The 18,109-nt window shown below is 38.6% G+C and carries 15 protein-coding genes; 7 read left to right on the top strand and 8 right to left on the bottom strand.

Annotation, left to right across the window (positions count from 1 at the left end):
• Positions 1 to 104: 104 nt before the first annotated feature.
• Positions 105 to 1,325 (bottom strand): EAL domain-containing protein, encoded by a 1,221-nt coding sequence (locus tag ACIQCE_RS02745; protein ID WP_400493829.1) that lies wholly within the window; start codon positions 1,323 to 1,325, stop codon positions 105 to 107.
• 64 nt (positions 1,326 to 1,389) lie between these two features.
• Positions 1,390 to 2,154 (bottom strand): 2,4-dienoyl-CoA reductase, encoded by a 765-nt coding sequence (fadH, locus tag ACIQCE_RS02750; RefSeq protein ID WP_400493480.1) that lies wholly within the window; start codon positions 2,152 to 2,154, stop codon positions 1,390 to 1,392.
• A gap of 232 nt (positions 2,155 to 2,386) precedes the next feature.
• Here fadH and ACIQCE_RS02755 point away from each other — a divergent pair, with 232 nt between their 5' ends.
• From ACIQCE_RS02755 to ACIQCE_RS02770, 4 genes are all read left to right on the top strand, one after another.
• Positions 2,387 to 2,620, top strand: a complete 234-nt coding sequence (locus ACIQCE_RS02755; protein ID WP_400493481.1) for a metallophosphoesterase — start codon at positions 2,387 to 2,389, stop codon at positions 2,618 to 2,620.
• Between the two features lie 201 nt (positions 2,621 to 2,821).
• Positions 2,822 to 3,319: a L,D-transpeptidase family protein gene (locus ACIQCE_RS02760; protein WP_400493482.1), complete on the top strand. Its 498-nt coding sequence runs from the start codon at positions 2,822 to 2,824 to the stop codon at positions 3,317 to 3,319.
• Between the two features lie 74 nt (positions 3,320 to 3,393).
• Positions 3,394 to 4,671, top strand: a complete 1,278-nt coding sequence (locus ACIQCE_RS02765; protein ID WP_400493483.1) for an MFS transporter — start codon at positions 3,394 to 3,396, stop codon at positions 4,669 to 4,671.
• A gap of 1,511 nt (positions 4,672 to 6,182) precedes the next feature.
• Positions 6,183 to 6,644, top strand: a complete 462-nt coding sequence (locus ACIQCE_RS02770; RefSeq protein ID WP_400493484.1) for a YkyB family protein — start codon at positions 6,183 to 6,185, stop codon at positions 6,642 to 6,644.
• Between the two features lie 33 nt (positions 6,645 to 6,677).
• On the opposite strand, the gene ACIQCE_RS02775 is transcribed toward ACIQCE_RS02770, so the two are convergent.
• Both ACIQCE_RS02775 and ACIQCE_RS02780 read right to left on the bottom strand, forming a co-directional pair.
• On the bottom strand, positions 6,678 to 7,589 hold the full coding sequence (locus ACIQCE_RS02775) for a chemotaxis protein (protein WP_353855959.1): 912 nt from the start codon (positions 7,587 to 7,589) through the stop codon (positions 6,678 to 6,680).
• Positions 7,590 to 7,662: 73 nt separating this feature from the next.
• Complete coding sequence (locus ACIQCE_RS02780) at positions 7,663 to 8,976, bottom strand: MFS transporter (RefSeq protein ID WP_400493485.1); 1,314 nt, start codon at positions 8,974 to 8,976, stop codon at positions 7,663 to 7,665.
• Positions 8,977 to 9,387: 411 nt separating this feature from the next.
• Here ACIQCE_RS02780 and ACIQCE_RS02785 point away from each other — a divergent pair, with 411 nt between their 5' ends.
• Positions 9,388 to 9,540 (top strand): hypothetical protein, encoded by a 153-nt coding sequence (locus ACIQCE_RS02785; protein ID WP_400493486.1) that lies wholly within the window; start codon positions 9,388 to 9,390, stop codon positions 9,538 to 9,540.
• A gap of 62 nt (positions 9,541 to 9,602) precedes the next feature.
• Here ACIQCE_RS02785 and ACIQCE_RS02790 read toward each other — a convergent pair whose 3' ends face one another.
• Complete coding sequence (locus tag ACIQCE_RS02790; RefSeq protein ID WP_400493487.1) at positions 9,603 to 10,487, bottom strand: cation diffusion facilitator family transporter; 885 nt, start codon at positions 10,485 to 10,487, stop codon at positions 9,603 to 9,605.
• Positions 10,488 to 10,775: 288 nt separating this feature from the next.
• On the opposite strand from ACIQCE_RS02790, the gene ACIQCE_RS02795 reads away from it, so the two are divergent.
• Complete coding sequence (locus tag ACIQCE_RS02795) at positions 10,776 to 11,939, top strand: aminotransferase A (RefSeq protein ID WP_400493488.1); 1,164 nt, start codon at positions 10,776 to 10,778, stop codon at positions 11,937 to 11,939.
• A 33-nt stretch (positions 11,940 to 11,972) separates the two neighbouring features.
• Here ACIQCE_RS02795 and ACIQCE_RS02800 read toward each other — a convergent pair whose 3' ends face one another.
• Positions 11,973 to 13,802: a PAS domain-containing protein gene (locus tag ACIQCE_RS02800; RefSeq protein ID WP_353855964.1), complete on the bottom strand. Its 1,830-nt coding sequence runs from the start codon at positions 13,800 to 13,802 to the stop codon at positions 11,973 to 11,975.
• A 154-nt stretch (positions 13,803 to 13,956) separates the two neighbouring features.
• Positions 13,957 to 16,080, bottom strand: a complete 2,124-nt coding sequence (locus tag ACIQCE_RS02805; RefSeq protein ID WP_400493489.1) for a peptidoglycan D,D-transpeptidase FtsI family protein — start codon at positions 16,078 to 16,080, stop codon at positions 13,957 to 13,959.
• Positions 16,081 to 16,417: 337 nt separating this feature from the next.
• On the opposite strand from ACIQCE_RS02805, the gene ACIQCE_RS02810 reads away from it, so the two are divergent.
• On the top strand, positions 16,418 to 17,200 hold the full coding sequence (locus ACIQCE_RS02810) for a CAP domain-containing protein (protein WP_400493491.1): 783 nt from the start codon (positions 16,418 to 16,420) through the stop codon (positions 17,198 to 17,200).
• A 35-nt stretch (positions 17,201 to 17,235) separates the two neighbouring features.
• Here ACIQCE_RS02810 and ACIQCE_RS02815 read toward each other — a convergent pair whose 3' ends face one another.
• The gene (locus ACIQCE_RS02815) at positions 17,236 to 18,108 is read right to left on the bottom strand and encodes an NAD(P)-dependent oxidoreductase (protein WP_400493492.1); all 873 of its coding nucleotides are present in this window, start codon (positions 18,106 to 18,108) and stop codon (positions 17,236 to 17,238) included.
• Between the last annotated feature and the right edge of the window lies 1 nt (position 18,109).

Raw genomic sequence — 18,109 nt, forward strand, 5'->3', positions numbered from 1 at the left:
CAGAGAGTAGCTTCTCTCTATAACCAAATGATAATGATTATCAGTTTCATTGTCAACTATTTTTTATTTTTTCGTATTAAAAAAGCAGCCTCATTGGCCGCCTTTTAGATTAAACCATCTTGTTCATATAAGTAGGCATACGGAAGATCAACAAATAAATACATGTCCCCTTCTAACGGATAGGAAAAAGTCCGGATCCGCTCCCCAGTTTCTAAATCACTGTATATATCGCTGAAAAATCCTTTACCACTAATTCTCATTTGGAGAATATTCGCTAGGAAATAAGGTCGCCAGCTCCAATTCTTCTCCATATACTCAGGCTGAAACAGCCATTCTTTCTCTTTTTTAAATACGTTACCTGTAATTTGAAACCCTTCCTCATTGCACATATAAATTCGAAAACTACAATCAGTCAATTCAAGTGCCAGTTTTTGGATGAGTTCATCATTTGTACTGCATGATTTTTTTAATGACGTAACAGCTTGATGAATTCGTTTATAAAATGTTTCAGAATGCTCATAAACGGCTTGGAGCTTCTTTTTCTCATGGGCAATAAATTGCTGGAATTCTTCTCTAAGCTGATTTTTGCGTTTGTTACGGTCAATTAACTCCGCCGTAGGCTCATGAAGATAATATCCTTGAAAATATCTTCCACCGTTTCTCCATGCGTATTGCAACTGAAAATTCGCTTCAATATCCTCATAAATCAAAGCAGCCCCTATTTTTCTCGCAAGCAATGAAATGCTATAAAGGACATATTCATAGGAAGGTGAAGGAGATGAAGCTCTTAGTGCCTGTAGATCAATTTTTAATAAATCTGGTGAAAGGAGTGCAATTCGGTCTAAATTACTGCTTTCTTTTCCTATATTAGATACGGCGATTTTGATTCCATATGTACGATAATACGTTAACGTATGGGATAGCTGTTCAATATCGCCGCTAAACGTATGTTCCGTAAATTCAATGACAAATCGGCTGAGCTGAATGCCTCTTGCTTCATATTCTTTTAAGAATTCCAAAAAACTCTCGCCATGATCAAACATCAATACATTGGCATCATGATTAATAAAAATGAGCAAATCCTCATCAGCAGTCGTCAAGAGATCTAATGCTTTACTGAGTACTTTTCGATCTACTTCCCATTTATACTCATCAGGAATTGATGAATCTGTAAAGAAGGAGCCTAGACTAAAAGTTTCAGACTCAAGCTTCATTCTTCCTAAGATCTCATAGCCTATCACTTTCTGCTCTTCCGCACTAAAGATCGCTTGATAGTACGGGAAAACATCTTCAATATTCGTTAAAATATCCAGTGGATCGACCATTTTCATCACCCGCTTCTCTCTTTGTGTGATTATACCACATCAAAAGCAGGTCTTACACGGTCATTCAAAATGGTGATTGGTTGAGCCATTGACCCCCATCCATAGTAATACAATCCCCGTTTATATAAGACGCTTGATCGGACAATAAAAAGCTCGCAAGCTCTGCAATTTCCTCTGGAGTGCCCAGTCTGCCGAGAGGCACACTGTTTAACGTTCTTTGCGCTGCCTCCTCAGATTCCCATAGTTTCTCAGCCCCGCCTGTTCGTTCAATTGGTCCTGGTGCAATCGCATTTACCCGAATCCGGTATTGTTTACCCCATTCCACCGCAAGTGTTCGAGTAAGGGAAAGAACGCCTGCTTTAGCTGCTGCTGAATGAGCAACGCCTACACCAGCCCCCCATGCATAAGTTGCCACCATGTTGATCATACTGCCTTTTTTCTTTTGACGAATCCAGTAATTCCCGACTGCATGACTGCAAAAAAACGTCCCATTTAACACAATGTCGATAACTGCTTTCCAGCCGTTAGGAGACAACTTCTCTGCTGGAACCAAAAAATTCCCGGCAGCATTGTTGATGAGTGCATCAATTTCACCAAATGTATCCACAGTAAACTTCACCATGTGATCTGCATCCTCTGGGTTACGAACATCCATCTGAAAATAGGCAATCGAGCCATCTTTTTGTTTGATCTCACTTGCGGTCTGCTCCAAAGTTTCTTCTGTTCTTCCTGTAATGACGACATTCCAACCGTTCAAAGCCAAATGGGAAGCCATTGCCTTCCCCATCCCATTAGATCCCCCTGTTACGATGACTGTTTGCTTCGCCATATTTTTTCCCCCTTTGTGTATTTTGAATGACTATTCATTCATTATTTATCTATCATATCATGATTCCCCCTCCGTGCACCATATGAGAGATTTTACAAATATCATGCTATACTTAATTTTATTTTTAAAAGAGTCTTCTATGCCAATTGATAAAAGGAGCTGATGGAGCAAGTATACTTGGTTTCTCGCAACAACCTTTCGATATGGCTATGCCCGATATATCGAGCCTCGTATGATTGATGTTGTGTCCATTACAATTAAAGACCGTCAGCTCCCAGCTTCCTTTGACAATTTTAAAATTGCACCATTGAGTGATGTTCATTTAAGTGATTCATTTTCCGCTAAAGACCTAGAAGCAGTTGTGCAGCAAATCAATGCTGAAAATCCTGATTTCATTGTGTTCACAGGTGACCTCGTTGATTTTCAAGCATCCATTGAAGAACAAGACTACCGCTTAGGTTTTTAGCCAAACATGAAATCATTTTTTTCACCTTAAAGTCATCTGAATAAAAGAGACCAAACCGACTTCATTTGCATATGTATAAACAAAGAATTTCCCTCGTGACAAATGTTAGGAGAAACCTTACTGGGTCTGATTCCGTCCAAATTGTATAGATAGGTGACGGTATCATGGCTTCTTTTATTCGAACAAAAGGAGTGTCTTTTGGTGCTGCAATACACAGTAAAAAGTGGAGAAACACTTTCTTCAATAGCGGTTGACTTTAGAACAACGACGGACGCTTTAATTTCAGCCAATCCGTCACTTGAACATCGAGAGCCTCAGCCAAGTGAAATCATCATCATTCCTGGATTACCTGATCCTCATACGATCCCTTACCGCATATCCGTTTCCGTTTCAAAGAAACGACTCGTTCTCTTTTCTGGAGCACAGCTCATTCGCTCGTATCCAATTGCCACAGGTAGAATTTTAAACATGACACCTACAGGCTCTTATTATATTGTCAACAGACAGCCAAACCCTGGAGGTCCTTTTGGCGCCTATTGGCTAAGCCTGTCGAAAATTCATTACGGCATCCACGGTACGAATAACCCTTCTTCAATTGGTAAAGCTGTCTCTAGAGGGTGTATTCGAATGTACAATCAAGATGTCATTGAACTTGCCTCACTCGTTCCAAACGGGACACCTGTGACCATTAGCCAGTAGGAAGAAATAAATTGTATGAATGGTTAAAATTTTATATGATATAAAGTGGGATCTTCAGGTTAAGGAGCGTATTTATGGATATTTTTAAAAATCGAAACTTTGTTCGTCTCTTTTTTGCAGCACTCGCTTCGCAAATGGGGACAACAGTAGGCAATATGGCATTTGCCTTTTATTTGCTCGACCATTTTAGTCATCAGCCCGCCTACGCTACATTGGCAGAATTAATGTACTCACTGCCAACCATTTGTGTCTTTTTTATGGTCGGTGTGGTCGCAGACCGTTTTGATCGTAAAAAAGTCGCAGAAAATTGTGATTGGATTAGAGCTGGGCTGACGATTGTCTTATTTATCGTGATTTATTTGAATTCACTTCCGCTTATCTTCTTGATCTTGTTTATCAGAAGTGCCATTACGAAGTTCTTCTATCCAGCCGAAGCATCTCTTGTACAGGCGATTTTAAATAAAGATCAATACGCAAAAGCCGCTGGCTTAAATCAGATGCTCTTTAGTCTGTTTATGGTATTTGGCGTTGGAATTGGTGCTCTTGTATATAAGACAATGGGGCTTCATGGCGCCATTACGATTGATTTGCTCAGTTTTATTATTTCTGGGATTCTTATTCGTTCATGTAACATTCCAATTGAAGCACGTCAGCCAAATGGACAAGCAGGCTGGAGGAATTTGACCATTAAAACATCTCTTAAAGATTTTAAAGAAGGCATTTTATATATTATCAAAAATAAATTACTGGCTTCCTTAATTTTTGGATTTTTCGTTTTTGGTCTTGTAAATGGCGCTTTTGCTGTTCTTCCAATGTTTACAATGAAATATGGTCTTTCACCGGATCACTTTGAATTGCATACATCCTTTTTCACGATTGCCATCGGTGTGGGCCTCCTTGTGGGAAGCGGAATTGGCACGATTCTCGCTAAAAAAGTGAACATGCACTATCTTATGTCGATCCCTATTCTAATAGCAGGAATCCTTATTTTTGTGCTTGGAACAACACACACCTTATGGTTGTTTTATGTCACATCATTTGTGATCGGAACGTGCATCGGACCTATTAATATCGTCATTGGCGGCTGGATGCCAAGAATTGTCCATCCTCGTCTCATGGGACGTGTTTCAGGCTGGGTTGATCCTTTGACCATGTTCGCCCAATCACTGACATTAGGTCTGATTGCAATACTATTTCCAAAGCTCGTGACAAATATCTCTTATATTTATTACGGTATGGGCATCATTATTTTACTCGTGTTCCTCTTTTACTTCATTACGCTGCCAAAATTCAGCAGAGAAGCAGCAGAGCTAGATGTACAACGTGAATTAAAAGGACAAGGTATTCGATAATCAATACAAAACATACTAGATTGTTGACAAAGGGCTAAAATGGTTTTTATTCGAGCCCTTTGTCTTCTTTTCAGCGTCAGATAAGGAGCGAAATGTAGATTTGTGAGCACCAGCGCGCAGGTCTGACAACGAATGCAAGGATTTGTTTCACGCTGATACTGACTTGATGAAGAAAGTGCTTGAGACCGTAGACAAACCCTTTTTCTAAAGAAACATATCGAAGAAAAAGGGTTTTTTCATTCAAACTAGATTTTCTATTATCATGATAAAAGGTAGTGGCGTATCCCATAGAAAAATTGACATCATGATTAAGCTCACTACTGCTTTTTTACTCTTTTAGTTTCTGGAATATCACAAATTGATAACAACCAAATAGTAAGGACAACACCATAATTGCGGTAAATATTTGTCGGGCTGGAAGCAAAAAGTATATGACAATAAAAGATAAAAGCAAAACAAAATAACCTATGTTGAAAGCTTTTTTAAATGTCATCATACGACCTCCTTTTTACAATCATATCACGATTTTCCTATACGTATAACCAACTTTCTCCTCAATAAAGAACAGGGGTTACTCGTTTCAATGCTCTTCTTAAAAAATGTTTATATCTTGAATAAAATATCGAAGTTCTCCAAACAATATTAGAAAAATTGGAGAACCTTATGATTTTTAACATTTTATTTGGTTTTTTTATACCTTGGATGATTTTCCTTTTCCATATAAGAAAAAACAAATGTTTCATTACTTCACCAACAGTTGTTTTGCTATCTGCTTTGATTGCCTTTTTATTTAATGATATTGGATACAGCCTGAAACTGTGGTATGTAAATCCAGTAAAATATGCAATTCTCCCTATGATTCCCTACAATTTCGGTTTTTTTACAGTATTGGGCATTTATTTAATTCAAACGATCATCATTTTTCGTAGACCTTATATATTCATTGGTATAGGTTCACTTGTGGCAACTCTAGCGGAAACAGTTTTATACATGCTTAATCGCATCAACTATGATAATTATTGGAACTTATTTTTCACCTTTTTAAGTTATGTTCTAGCTAACTTTCTCCTTTATTGGCTGTCGAAAACTATTAAAGTAATTCCTAACAAATAAGGCTTCAAATTTCGCTTTTCATAAGTCCGCTGTTTTCGGCTCCCATAACAGGGTGATAGTAAACAGTCAGTAGGGCTTGTTGTTCGGCTTTACTTGCTTCCCTCTTTGTAAACTTTTTAAATGCTTGATGGTCGCTTGCACACCTTTTTTAAGTCATCAGATCAAACGCATCACTAACAGATACACCAATAGGTTGTTTCCTCTCACTTATTCGTTCACTTCACTGTCAAATGCATCCGCAAGTACCTATGCTTTTTTGCTACATCTGTAAGGTCTTCAACTCCCCTATCCTTTTATACCAAAGGTTTTCTTTTTACAATAACTCTATTTGCAATTTACTAATAAAAACGTATAATTTATACTAAGCATAGGAAGACGAAAGACAAAGGAGAGAAAAAATGGACGATTATGCTCATACTAAAGACATAGAACCTACAGCAGAAAATATCGCAAAAGCCATTTATACTGTTAACCGCCATGCTAAAACCGCACCAAATCCCAAGTTTCTTTATCTTTTGAAAAAACGTGCGCTGCAAAAACTATTGCAAGAAGGTAAAGGAAGGAAAGTGGGCCTACATTTCTCTAACAATCCCAAATATAGTCAACAACAGTCGGACGTGTTAATTGAAATTGGAGATTATTATTTTCACCTGCCTCCAACGAAAGAAGACTTCGAATTTTTGCCACACTTAGGAGATTTAAATCAATCATATCGCAATCCGAAAGCGAATATGTCATTAAACCGAGCGAAACAAATTCTTCAAACGTATGTCGGTTTAAAAGAAAAACCTATTTTTACAAAACAAAAATCACATTATACAAAGCCTGTCTTTAAAAGACTTGGAGAAAGTTATTTTTAAACACTAAAAAACCACTCATGCCGAGTGGTTTTTTCATTGGATGATAAAGTGATCTACCTTTTCGATTAGCTGATGAATCTCTGGTTTACTAATTTGATCATCCGCACCAATCGTTTCACCTTTGTGACGCAAATCTTCTGTGATTAACGAAGAGAAGATCAGAATCGGAATGGACTGTGTCAATGGATTGTCTTTGAGTAATTTCGTTAAGCGATGACCATCCATTTTTGGCATCTCTATATCTGTAATGATCATATCAATTTCTTCTGTGACACTTATTCCTTTGCTGACGAGGTTCATGATGTGATCGTATGCCTGTTTGCCGTCTTCAAAGGTGACAATGTTTTTATAACCTGCTTCAGTTAATTCATTTGTCAATAAACGCATAAGAAGCGGAGAGTCTTCTACGACATACAGCTTCTTCCCTGTTCGTCTGTCGTCTTTCTCACCGTCAAACAATTGATAGGTATCTACACCTGAAGCAGATTCTATATCATAAATGATTTTTTCATAGTCTGGAAGAAAAATCATTTTTTCATCAAGCTTGATGATGCCTGTTAAATGGCGATCCATCCCTTGGTTGAGTGCAGTTGGCTTTTCAATTTCTTCCCAGCTAACGCGGTGAATTTGTGATACAGTTCCTGTATGGAACACAAATTTCCGTTGGTTGAATTCAGTCACAATATACTTTTCTTGTTCTGACTGATCTGACTCGACATTAAAAAAGGAAAATAGATTGATGACTGGTAAAATCTCGCCTCGTAAACTAATCATACCTTCTACATCTTGATGAGAATGTGGTACAACAGTCACCTCAACAGGCTGAATGATCTCTCTTACTTTCATGACGTTAATGCCGAATTGATTTGAACCAATTTCAAACTTTACAATTTCCAATTCATTTGTACCAGAGTCAAGTAAAATTTCTTGTTTGTTTAAAGCCACGGAAATCCCTCTATTCTTCAATATAAGATTGTACTTTTTATATCGGCAGCGCGGTTGAAATGTTGACGGTTCTTTACGTTTTATCTCGTACGAATTGATGAATGACAAGACCTATGGCGGCTAGGATGAGTAAAGACCCGAGTGCAAGACGGCTAGCGAGATTCCCATACTCTGCAAAAAGGAGTGTGACAGACCCGTAAATGATAGGTCCCACAATGGACGAAACCTTCCCAGAGAAAGCAAATAGACCGAAGAATTGTCCGCGTTTTTCCCTCGGTGTTAATTCAATGATGAATATTCTTGACGCCCCCCAGCTAGCACCAAGTGATATACCAAACAAACTGCCCGCTATCCAAAAGACCCATTCGGTTGATGCTGTCACAGCCAAAATAAGTGCAAAGATTAAAATGAGATAAACGACTGTAATCGAGCGCTTTGCACCAATTGCTTTTGTGATATAACCAAATATAAAAGACCCTATAATACTTGAAACGGTGGACACAAGGTAAAGTAAAATAAATTGCCCTGCGGTAAACCCAATGATGATTTTGGCATAAACAGCCATCATCGCAATAGCTGTTTGCAAAGCATCGTTCATAAAAAAGAAAGCAATCATAAAGATAAAAGCAGGCTTGTAGCGCTTCATGTCTTTAACTGTTTGAAAAATGACTCGATATCCGCTAAAAAAAGAAGGCTTTTTTACCTGCTGACGTAATGGGTGAGGATCTTTCACAAAAAATAAAAAAGGAAGAAAAAAGAGGAAAAATAAAAGAGCTGTCGGAATAAAGGCCTCATGGAATTGGCCGTTTCCTACAAATAAATAAACAGAGAGGCCAACAATTGTTCCTAAATATCCAACGGCAATGCCAAATCCAGAAATAAGTGGTATCTCATCTTTTGTTCCTAGATCGGGCAGAATTGTGTCATAAAAAACAAGACTAGAGTGATAGAAAAATTTCGCCAAAACAAACAATGTCACAACTATTAATAACGAGACAGGCAAACCAAACCATTCACTTGAGAAATCAATCTTAGCAAAAACTCCCATCAAGAACGTACAAGCAATACAGATGAGAGTAAACATCGTGATATATTTTTTCTTTTTTCCTGTTCGATCGATCAGGACTCCGTATAATGGCGTAAAAATGACAAGGAAAAAGCTAGCAATAGCGTTCGCATAAGAAATAAATGTGCTTGCGATCTGATCCATTCTCGCACTGTCTCCTATAGTCTCCTGCAAGTAAAACGGGAAGAAAATGGTGATCATATTCGATGAAAAAATCGTATTTGCAAAATCATACAGTGCCCACGCCAGCACAGGTGCTGTCAAAAACAACCCAAAACCTGCTTCTTTTTCCTTGAAGGTCTTTATTCCTGATTTCAACATATTGTCTCCCTTCCCTATCCTATTCTTGACTATCATTCTATTTTATGAAGTGTTTCCCTTTTCCATACACAAGCTCTCCAACAGAGGTGCTCCGTTTTTTACAAATCCCTGCTAGTTCAGGATGTTTGGTTCTGATATGCCCTTTTATTCTGTATATTTTCTAAATTTTTATCATCTTTCGTTACGATATCCCATCAATTTAGCAAGATCAATGGAGCTGAACATTTTTACATTTCATGAGTGATTTGCGTGAATCAATAGAAAATTTGTAAAAAACATGCCACTTCTAGTTCTTTTTTCATCTTATTTTTAAACATTTTGTGATATTTTTGTCTTATTTCTATTCATCTGTTGACATTCGTTTTTCACATGGTACAATAGTCAAGGATTTTTTAAAGAAAGGTGTTCATGATGGGGACTGTCATACTATTAAAGGACAATGAAATGACTGTGATTGAAGATATTTGCGAAGCTGATTTTTTAGACATGAAAAATGGCATGTCAACAGAAGAAGCAGCCCATATCTCATGGTATGAAGATTATGATACGGCTTATGGATATTAATTTCATACAATAGATGTACCGTGAAAAAAGGCGATGCAACTTTGAATAGGTTGATCGCCTTTTTACGTCTGTGAACTTCTTTCGCTTTCTGGTTCAACATGAATAAAAATTTGTGCATGTGGAAATTCTTTTTGAATTGTTTCTTCTATTCTGTCACATAATTGATGTACATCTTCAATGGTTGTTTTCCCATTAACGATTAAATGAAAATCAATATATTCTTCAGCGCCAGATCGTCTCGTCCGAAAGTCATGATATTCAATAAATTCTTGGCTGAAACCTTGGATAATGGTTTCAATGGACTGTTCTTCTTCCGGCGTTAATCGTGCGTCAACAAGTGGTGGAAAAGCTTCCTTTATCAGCTTAAATGCTTCACGCATAATAAAGAGGGCAAGTATCATTCCAATGATTGGATCTAGGAAGTACCAGTCTGTTAATGCAACAAGTAATAAACTAAACCCAACCCCTAAAGACGTATATACATCTGTTAATAGATGCAAAGCATTTGATTTCATGGCAACTGAATGTACTCTTTCTGCCTCTTTGTTCACGATTTTGGAAACAATCAAATTAATCAAGGCACCAATCAGCATCACCACAATCCCAAGTACAGGAAGCTTCACAGGCTCCGGATGCATTAATTTGTGAACACATTCGTATATAATCCAAATACCAGCGACAAATATCAGCAAAGTCTCAATGGTTCCAGAAATATTTTCGACCTTGCCGTGCCCATAAGGATGCTTAGAGTCTGCTGGCTTTCTAGAAATACGAACAGAGATAAATGCAATAAAAGATGCCATTAAATCTAAAAAGGAGTGGATGGCTTCTGATAATACCGCAACAGATCCGGTTAACAACCCCACAATGATTTTAAGTATGACAACAAATGAGTTACTCATCACGGATAAAAAGGCTATTTTAGATGTCTTCGCTGAATTCCCCATGTATCGTCCCTCCTTCAGGAGATCGCATATCTGCATATTCAATTCCCATGACCTGATTTTTCCATTCTTTCAGTGTGTGCAGTTTGGTCATTTTCTAATCATCATGTGAGCCTGTATTTTCTGTGAATGTTACGCTATAATAAATGTTGCTTTTTCTTCAATCACTCATGGAAAGCACTCATGTTGTGATGTATAGGAGAATAGACTACATATAATCCTTTCACAAGTGACATTTATGCAGTCAATGGTAAAATAGGATAAAATCATTAATTTTTAAGGTGATGAGAAATGGAGCATTTGCTGAATCCAAGAGTAAAGGATATTGAAATTTCAGGCATTCGAACATTTTCAAATCTCGTATCGTCATATGAGGATGTTGTTTCTTTGACCATTGGTCAACCCGATTTTTATACGCCGCATCATGTCAAAACAGTTGCCAAAACAGCCATCGACGAGAATTTCACCTCTTATACTCATAATGCAGGTTTTCTAGAGCTGAGGCAAGCAATCCAGCAATACATGAAGAAGAAGGTGAAACTTGATTATGAAGCAGAGTCAGAAATCATTGTCACGACAGGGGCCAGTCAAGCCATTGATGCCGCGTTTCGCACTATTTTAACAGACGGCGATGAGGTCATTTTACCAGGCCCTGTCTATCCAGGCTATGAACCAATTATTCGAATGTGCGGCGGGACGCCTGTTCACATTGACACAACGAATGCCGGGTTTAAATTAAATGCCAAGCTCATTGAGGATGCGTTAACGGAGAAAACAAAGTGTGTTGTCCTTCCTTATCCTTCAAATCCAACAGGTGTAACCCTATTAGAAGAGGAATTGAAAGAAATTGCACAGCTCCTTGAAGGCAAGGACATTTTTATTCTATCTGACGAGATCTATAGCGAGCTGACATTTGATCGACCACATCATTCAATTGCTTCCTTTTTAAAGGAACAAACCATTGTGATCAATGGGCTTTCAAAATCTCATAGCATGACTGGCTGGAGAATTGGCTTTTTGTTCGCTTCAGCTCCAATTGCTAAACATGTATTAAAAGTACATCAATATAACGTCTCTTGTGCCTCATCTATCTCACAAAAGGCGGCACTAGAAGCTGTGACAAATGGTGTGGATGATGCACTTATCATGAGAGAGCAATATAAGAAAAGGCTCGATTATGTATATGATCGTCTCATTTCTATGGGGTTGCCTGTCATTAAGCCTTCTGGAGCTTTTTATATTTTTCCTTCGATTGATTCGTTTGGCATGAGTTCATTTGATTTTTGCATGGAGCTATTAGAAAGCACAAGATTAGCTGTCGTGCCTGGCTCTGCTTTCTCTCGATTAGGCGAAGGATATGTTCGGCTTTCCTATGCATATTCACTTGATACGCTGAAAGAAGGACTTGATCGCCTAGAACAATTTGTTCTGGAAAAACGTTCAACTCTATCATAAGACGGATAAAACAACGGTTCTCTTGCCGTTGTTTTATTTTGCAGGAAACATGATGTGAAACACTGTGCCTTTCTCAGGCTGACTATCTACACTAATCGTTCCATTGTGATTTTCTAAAATATTAAATGTGACCATAAGTCCAAGTCCTGTGCCCTTTTCTTTTGTTGTTAAAAAAGGCTCTCCTATTCTTTTCATGACAGATTCAGGAATGCCGACACCTTCATCTCTAATGGTCACTAGAATCCCTTCTCTCTGCGCTTTCGCCGTAATGTCAACCTTTCCTCCATTTGGCATAGATTCAACGGCATTTTTGATTAAATTGATAAACACTTGTTTGAGCTGATTTTGATCTCCATTCATCAGGAGATCCTCCTCAATGTCACTTGTGTTCATTAATATCCCATTCAGATTTGCCTGCGTTTCTAACAAAGCCGTGACTTCGCTAATGAGTTTTTTCAAATTAAGTGTCTGCATTGAAGCTGTTTGTTGCGGTTTTGCTAGCATTAACAATTCACTCAAAATAATCTCAATTCGGCTCAGCTCAGAGAAAACAATCTCAAAATATTGATCGCGATCTTTTGTTTTCGGTTTAATGAGTTGAAGAAAGCCCTTGATCGCTGTTAATGGATTGCGTATTTCATGGGCAATACCTGCAGCCAGTTGTCCTGCAATGGATAACTTTTCAGAACGTAGCATCAGTTCTTCTGTCTGCTTCCGTTCGGATATATCTCGCAAAATAATTTGAACGGCGGTTTCTCCAAAGAATGTGGTTGGAATACAAACCATCTCTGTATAAATGAGTCGATGTTTGAATGTATGACAGCTCATTGTGACAATCTCTGACTCCGATTTTCTTTCAATAATACGAGATAGACTCTCTTTCACTTTTTGCTGATCGCAAGAATGAATTTGATGGAAAATATCCTTCCCTATTAATTTATCGTAATGTTCGGCTTCGAATAACTTGATACCTGATTCATTCATAAATACCCATTTATGATCATGAATCACCGCAATGGTATCAATTGAATTTTGAATAAGCAATTGGTACCGTTCTCTGCTTTTTTGAAGCACGGTTTGGAATTTTTTCCGAGATGAGATATCGACAAGTAACAAAAGCTCTGCCCGCTGATTTTGATAGATAGTAGGAGATGACTTTACCTCAATGTGAACGGTACTTCCGTCTTTCCGCTTCCATATTTGCTCAATCATACCGACTGGAAGACCTTGCTGTAGCCTAGTTATTCGGCTTCTGACAATGTCATGGTAATCTTCTACAATAAAATCAAAGGCAGATTTGCCGATCATTTCATCTCTTGTACATACACCCATTAAGTTTAGCATCGCATCATTCGCATAAACAATTTTCCCTAACATCGTAATGCATAGCGGATTTGGCAGCATCGCAATCAGTTTTTCAGCTTCAGTGACATTTTGGAAAGCCGGCAGACTGCCTAATGGCTGTTCCGACGCTGCCGATTTTGTCTCTAATGCTGTTGTTTTAGGCTGAGAATCTAGCACCCTCATTTTTAGGATCATTTCTCTACCTAATTCGTTATCTGATAAATCACAAGCAACAAAATCAATGCTTGCTTCTACCCAAACAGCTGTAAGATCACTTCTAAGCAGTCTAAAGGTACAAATCTCTAACATGTGCTGATTATAGAAATAACTTTCGACGAGAAATTGATCTTCTGTATGAACAAAGTCCTTTAAATAACACCCTAGTAAATCCTTTTGTTCATAGAGCAAAAGCTGCTTACAATTGGAAGAAATGTAGAGAAAACGGCCATTAGAAGAAAGAACTGCATGTAAATCAATATTCGAGCACAATTGAGTCGAATCTTTCATTTTTTGTTCCATCGTCGTCCGACCCTCCTTTTATTTTTTAGGGTTGTCCTTAGAATGATGTATAAAAAAGATTCGCTAGAAAAACCGTATTTTCCTTCAAAACTCGTGTGAAACGTCCATATTTTCAGCAAAAAGGAGCACTTTCTTTTGCTGTGCTCCTTGCTCATTATTTTTTTTCATATTTTTTTTGTAATTCAACATACTTATCAACAATTTTACTTGGAATGGTTTTAATGACTTGATCTTTATCGGTCACATACGGTGTCACGACACTAAAAGCCACTTCTGGATTTGATGAAGGATAATACCCTCCAAAGGTTAAGTTGTATGTTGCATTTCCCCACCAGCTTCGGTTAGCACCATAGTAAAACGTTTGAGCCGTACCAGTTTTACCTGCCACATCATGTTGACCAAAGCGTCCATCAGCAGTCCCACCAGATGAAGTGACCATTTTTAGCCCCATTTTCACTCGATCAATATCTGCCTTTGTATTGTTAATCGTGTTGAGCACCTTTGGTTCATACTTTTTAACAACCGGTCCGACTTCATCCTTATTTGTTGGAAGATGAATGCTTTTCACCACTCTTGGCTGAACACGTTTGCCCCCATTGGCAATTGTAGACATGTATTGAGCTACTTGAAGCGGAGTATACGTGTCATACTGACCGATCGCTTCATCAAGCAACAATCCTCCGACCGTTTTAGGATGCGTTTGCATCCCGCTTGATTCTTGCGGAAGGTCTATCCCCGTTTTCACACCAAGACCAAATTGCGCATAATAATTTCTCATTTTTTGTAAATCAGCAGAGTCAGCCGGTAAAGGACCATTTTTTTGATAGGTGATGCCTGCCATTCTCATGGCCACATGAAACATATAAACGTTTGAACTTTTTTGGAGGGCTCGAAGGTCGTTGACCCAACCAAGGTTATGATAAGATTTTTTCGGTTTTCCATTACCCGCAAAGTAAAGGGGTGTATCCATATATGACTGATTGTGAGACATGCCGTCCTGATAACCAGCTAGTACAGTTGCTCCTTTGACTACAGATCCCATCTCGTATTGCGTAGTAAATGTGCCAATGGCAAAATCTGTGACATCTCTGCCGTCCATTTTCTTTCCTGACATGGCCAGAATGTCACCCGTGTTAGGATTCATCATCACAACAAATGCCCGGTCCATCATATAGTTTCTTGCACTGGCAGATCTAAGCTCTGATTCGACAATTTGATCTACTTCTTTTTGAAGCTCCATATCAAATGTCAGCGCAAGATCAAATCCTCTTCGGCCTTCTGTCCGTTTGATCTCATCTAACAGCTTCCCGCCGACTTGAGTATATTGTACGGTCGCTTTCTCCGGATTCAAGAAATCCTCGTACTGATATTCTAAATAACTTTTTCCTACCCGGTCATTACGCGAGTAGCCTCTTACCATATAGTAATCTTCACGCTCTTTAATGATTCCTTGTTCTGGGGTGGTGACACCGCCGAGTACATTATATAGTGTTTTTTCATATGGATATTTTCTTGTCCAGTCATTGATGACGTTCACACCAGGCAATTCATCAAGATGCTCTGACACTAGTGAAATCTCATCATACGTCAGACTTACTGATGATGGTTGCTTTGATTCCTTCGTTTCATCAAGCAAAGCGACCTTTTCGTCCCCTTTTTTCTCTTCATTTGGGTCCATCGCTTTCACAATTTGAGGCTCAAAAGCATAGCCCCCTGTAAACCGTCGATAAATGGCTGCAACGGCTTTTTCGGCAGGATCGTTTTCAATGGCTTGGACTTCTTCCTTTGGTACTCGCTCAACTTGAAGCGGATACACTTTTTTCGCGTCGATCTTCTTTTTTTCCGCTTTTGATAGCAGCTTATCTGCTTTTTTTGGATTGTCTGCAAGCCAGAAGTCTCGAATGTCTCGCTCTCTCAAGAAATCTGTATCCATTTTTATATAAGTCGCAAGTTTTCTTGCCACCTTGATCTTATCTTTCGCCTTCACACCACTTTCTGAAGTATAAACGATTGCAGGTACACTCTCGTTATCAACAACGACTCTTCCTCTTGCGTCATACATTTTTCCTCTTGGTGACGGGTATGAAGCTGTTTTGACCTCTGTTCGGTTTGCTTGCTTTTTATAATCTTCTCCATTGACGATTTGCAGCACGCCGAGCTTAATCACAAGTCCAGCAAATAAACTAAACACAGCGAAGAAAAAGAGATTGATTCTCCAGGCATTCCGGCGTTTTATTCTTTTCTCCTCGGAAGCACCTTGATTGTGTTTCTCTACCACTTATGTAGCTCCTCTCATCCTTTCAATCTTTTACAATGATCACTCATTATTGTAACACTTTTGTAATAGTTGTTACAGCGAAACAAGGGGAAAAAAAGCTGTCAATCCTTATTTCGTAAAAAAATATACTAACACTTCAAACTATTGGAATGTTTATGTCGTTTTCTTTAAATGGCATCATCTTCTATCCTTTGATATGAAAAGACGCTTTCTATGACTTTAACAAAAATGACAAATACTCTTTGTCAATGGAGGATGCTGGTACGTTTTTAACAAAAAGTCCATGTTATGATTTTTTGTGAGAAAACAAAACAACGATTTTAGGAGGAATTACATTATGAAGAAGAAATCATTCTTTTTTTCTGCGCTAACAGCTGCTACATTGATCACGTTCACTGGAGGGCACTCAGCAGACGCGCAAGAGCTTAACCTAAAACAAGTCATACAAGTCAAGCATCAAGCCATTGATCTTCATACACTTGCTGCAAAATTACATATCTCATCAGATGTGAACAAGTTAAGCGCATCAAATCAAAAAGAGATCGAAGCCATGTTGAACAAGCTGATTAAAAGCGGTCAACCAGTGACTGCTACAAAAGTCATCAAAGAAGTAAACAAAGCAAAAAATGAACAAAAACAAGAATCAGTGAAAAAACCAGCTTCTTCCAAACCAAGTACATCAACGAACCAAAACACAAAAGCTGACCAAAAAGCGACAGCTGCAACAAAAACAGACAGCAGCTTAAACGCTTTTGAAAAAGAAGTGGTTGATCTAACAAACAAAGAGCGTGCAAAACAAGGATTAAAGGCACTTACTGTTGATTCAAAATTAAGCAAATCTGCGCGCGCAAAATCTCAAGATATGAAAGATAAAAACTATTTCTCTCATACAAGCCCAACTTACGGATCTCCTTTTGATCAAATGAAGACATTCGGTATCACTTACAAAACAGCAGGTGAAAACATTGCCCAAGGTCAAAGATCACCTCAAGAAGTTGTAACAGCATGGATGAATAGTGAAGGTCATAGAGCGAACATTTTAAACAAAAACTATACACATATCGGTGTTGGTTATGTAAAAGATGGCAACTACTGGACGCAACAATTTATCGGAAAATAATACAAAACATCCTGTCCCTAGGTAGGACAGGATGTTTATTTTACCCATAATTTATAAATGCTTTGTGTTCCGCTGTTTTCTTCTCCTTCTTCACACAGCTTTTCATATAATGACTTTGCAAGTGACAAGCCTGGCATTTCTTCCCCCATCAGCTCTGCCTCTTCAAGCGCAATGCCCATATCTTTGATAAAATGTTTCACATAAAATCCCGGTGCAAAGTCGCCTTTTAGCATTCTTGGTGCAAGGTTTGATAGGGACCAGCTTCCTGCAGCCCCTGTTGTGATGCTTTTAAGAACCCGCTCAGGATCAAGTCCTGATTTTTTTGCGTATACCATCGCCTCTGCAACACCTATCATGCCTGCTGCGATCGCAATTTGGTTACACATTTTTGTATGCTGACCGCTCCCTGCTGGACCTTGATATTGAATATTTTCGCCCATTTGTTCAAAAAGCGGAAGGCAAGCTTCATAGGCAGTCTTTTCTCCACCAATCATAATAGCGAGGGTGCCATGTCTCGCTCCTACATCTCCACCTGACACCGGGGCATCTAATGCCAAGAGCCCTTTTTCTTTCGCTTTTATATCGATTTCTTTTGCGAGCTGTGGCTTTGAAGTTGTCATATCAATTAAAAATGTACCAGGCGCAGCGTGGGCAATAAGCCCATCTTCACCTAAATATACTTCTTCCACATCTGATGGATAACCGACCATTGTGATGACAGCATCCGCTGCCTCAGCTATTTCTTTGACTGTGCTTTTCCACTTCGCACCTTTTCGCATCAATGCATCTGCCTTTTCTTTCGTTCTTGTATAAATCAAAACGTCGTATCCTGCGTCCATTAAATGCCCTGCCATACTACTTCCCATTACACCAATTCCAATAAAACCAACTGTCTTGATTTGTGCCATG

Origin of the sequence: Bacillus sp. NPDC093026, from assembly GCF_044754665.1 — a bacterium.
Classification (GTDB): Bacteria; Bacillota; Bacilli; order Bacillales; family Bacillaceae; genus Bacillus; species Bacillus maqinnsis.

Excerpts from the sequence above, each read along its gene's own strand:
- ACIQCE_RS02745 (WP_400493829.1), bottom strand. The coding sequence starts at position 1,325 with ATGGTCGATCCACTGGATATTTTAACGAATATTGAAGATGTTTTCCCG.
- fadH (WP_400493480.1), bottom strand. The coding sequence starts at position 2,154 with ATGGCGAAGCAAACAGTCATCGTAACAGGGGGATCTAATGGGATGGGG.
- ACIQCE_RS02755 (WP_400493481.1), top strand. The coding sequence starts at position 2,387 with ATGATTGATGTTGTGTCCATTACAATTAAAGACCGTCAGCTCCCAGCT.
- ACIQCE_RS02765 (WP_400493483.1), top strand. The coding sequence starts at position 3,394 with ATGGATATTTTTAAAAATCGAAACTTTGTTCGTCTCTTTTTTGCAGCA.
- ACIQCE_RS02770 (WP_400493484.1), top strand. The coding sequence starts at position 6,183 with ATGGACGATTATGCTCATACTAAAGACATAGAACCTACAGCAGAAAAT.
- ACIQCE_RS02780 (WP_400493485.1), bottom strand. The coding sequence starts at position 8,976 with ATGTTGAAATCAGGAATAAAGACCTTCAAGGAAAAAGAAGCAGGTTTT.
- ACIQCE_RS02785 (WP_400493486.1), top strand. The coding sequence starts at position 9,388 with ATGGGGACTGTCATACTATTAAAGGACAATGAAATGACTGTGATTGAA.
- ACIQCE_RS02790 (WP_400493487.1), bottom strand. The coding sequence starts at position 10,487 with ATGGGGAATTCAGCGAAGACATCTAAAATAGCCTTTTTATCCGTGATG.
- ACIQCE_RS02795 (WP_400493488.1), top strand. The coding sequence starts at position 10,776 with ATGGAGCATTTGCTGAATCCAAGAGTAAAGGATATTGAAATTTCAGGC.
- ACIQCE_RS02800 (WP_353855964.1), bottom strand. The coding sequence starts at position 13,802 with ATGGAACAAAAAATGAAAGATTCGACTCAATTGTGCTCGAATATTGAT.
- ACIQCE_RS02810 (WP_400493491.1), top strand. The coding sequence starts at position 16,418 with ATGAAGAAGAAATCATTCTTTTTTTCTGCGCTAACAGCTGCTACATTG.
- ACIQCE_RS02815 (WP_400493492.1), bottom strand. The coding sequence starts at position 18,108 with ATGGCACAAATCAAGACAGTTGGTTTTATTGGAATTGGTGTAATGGGA.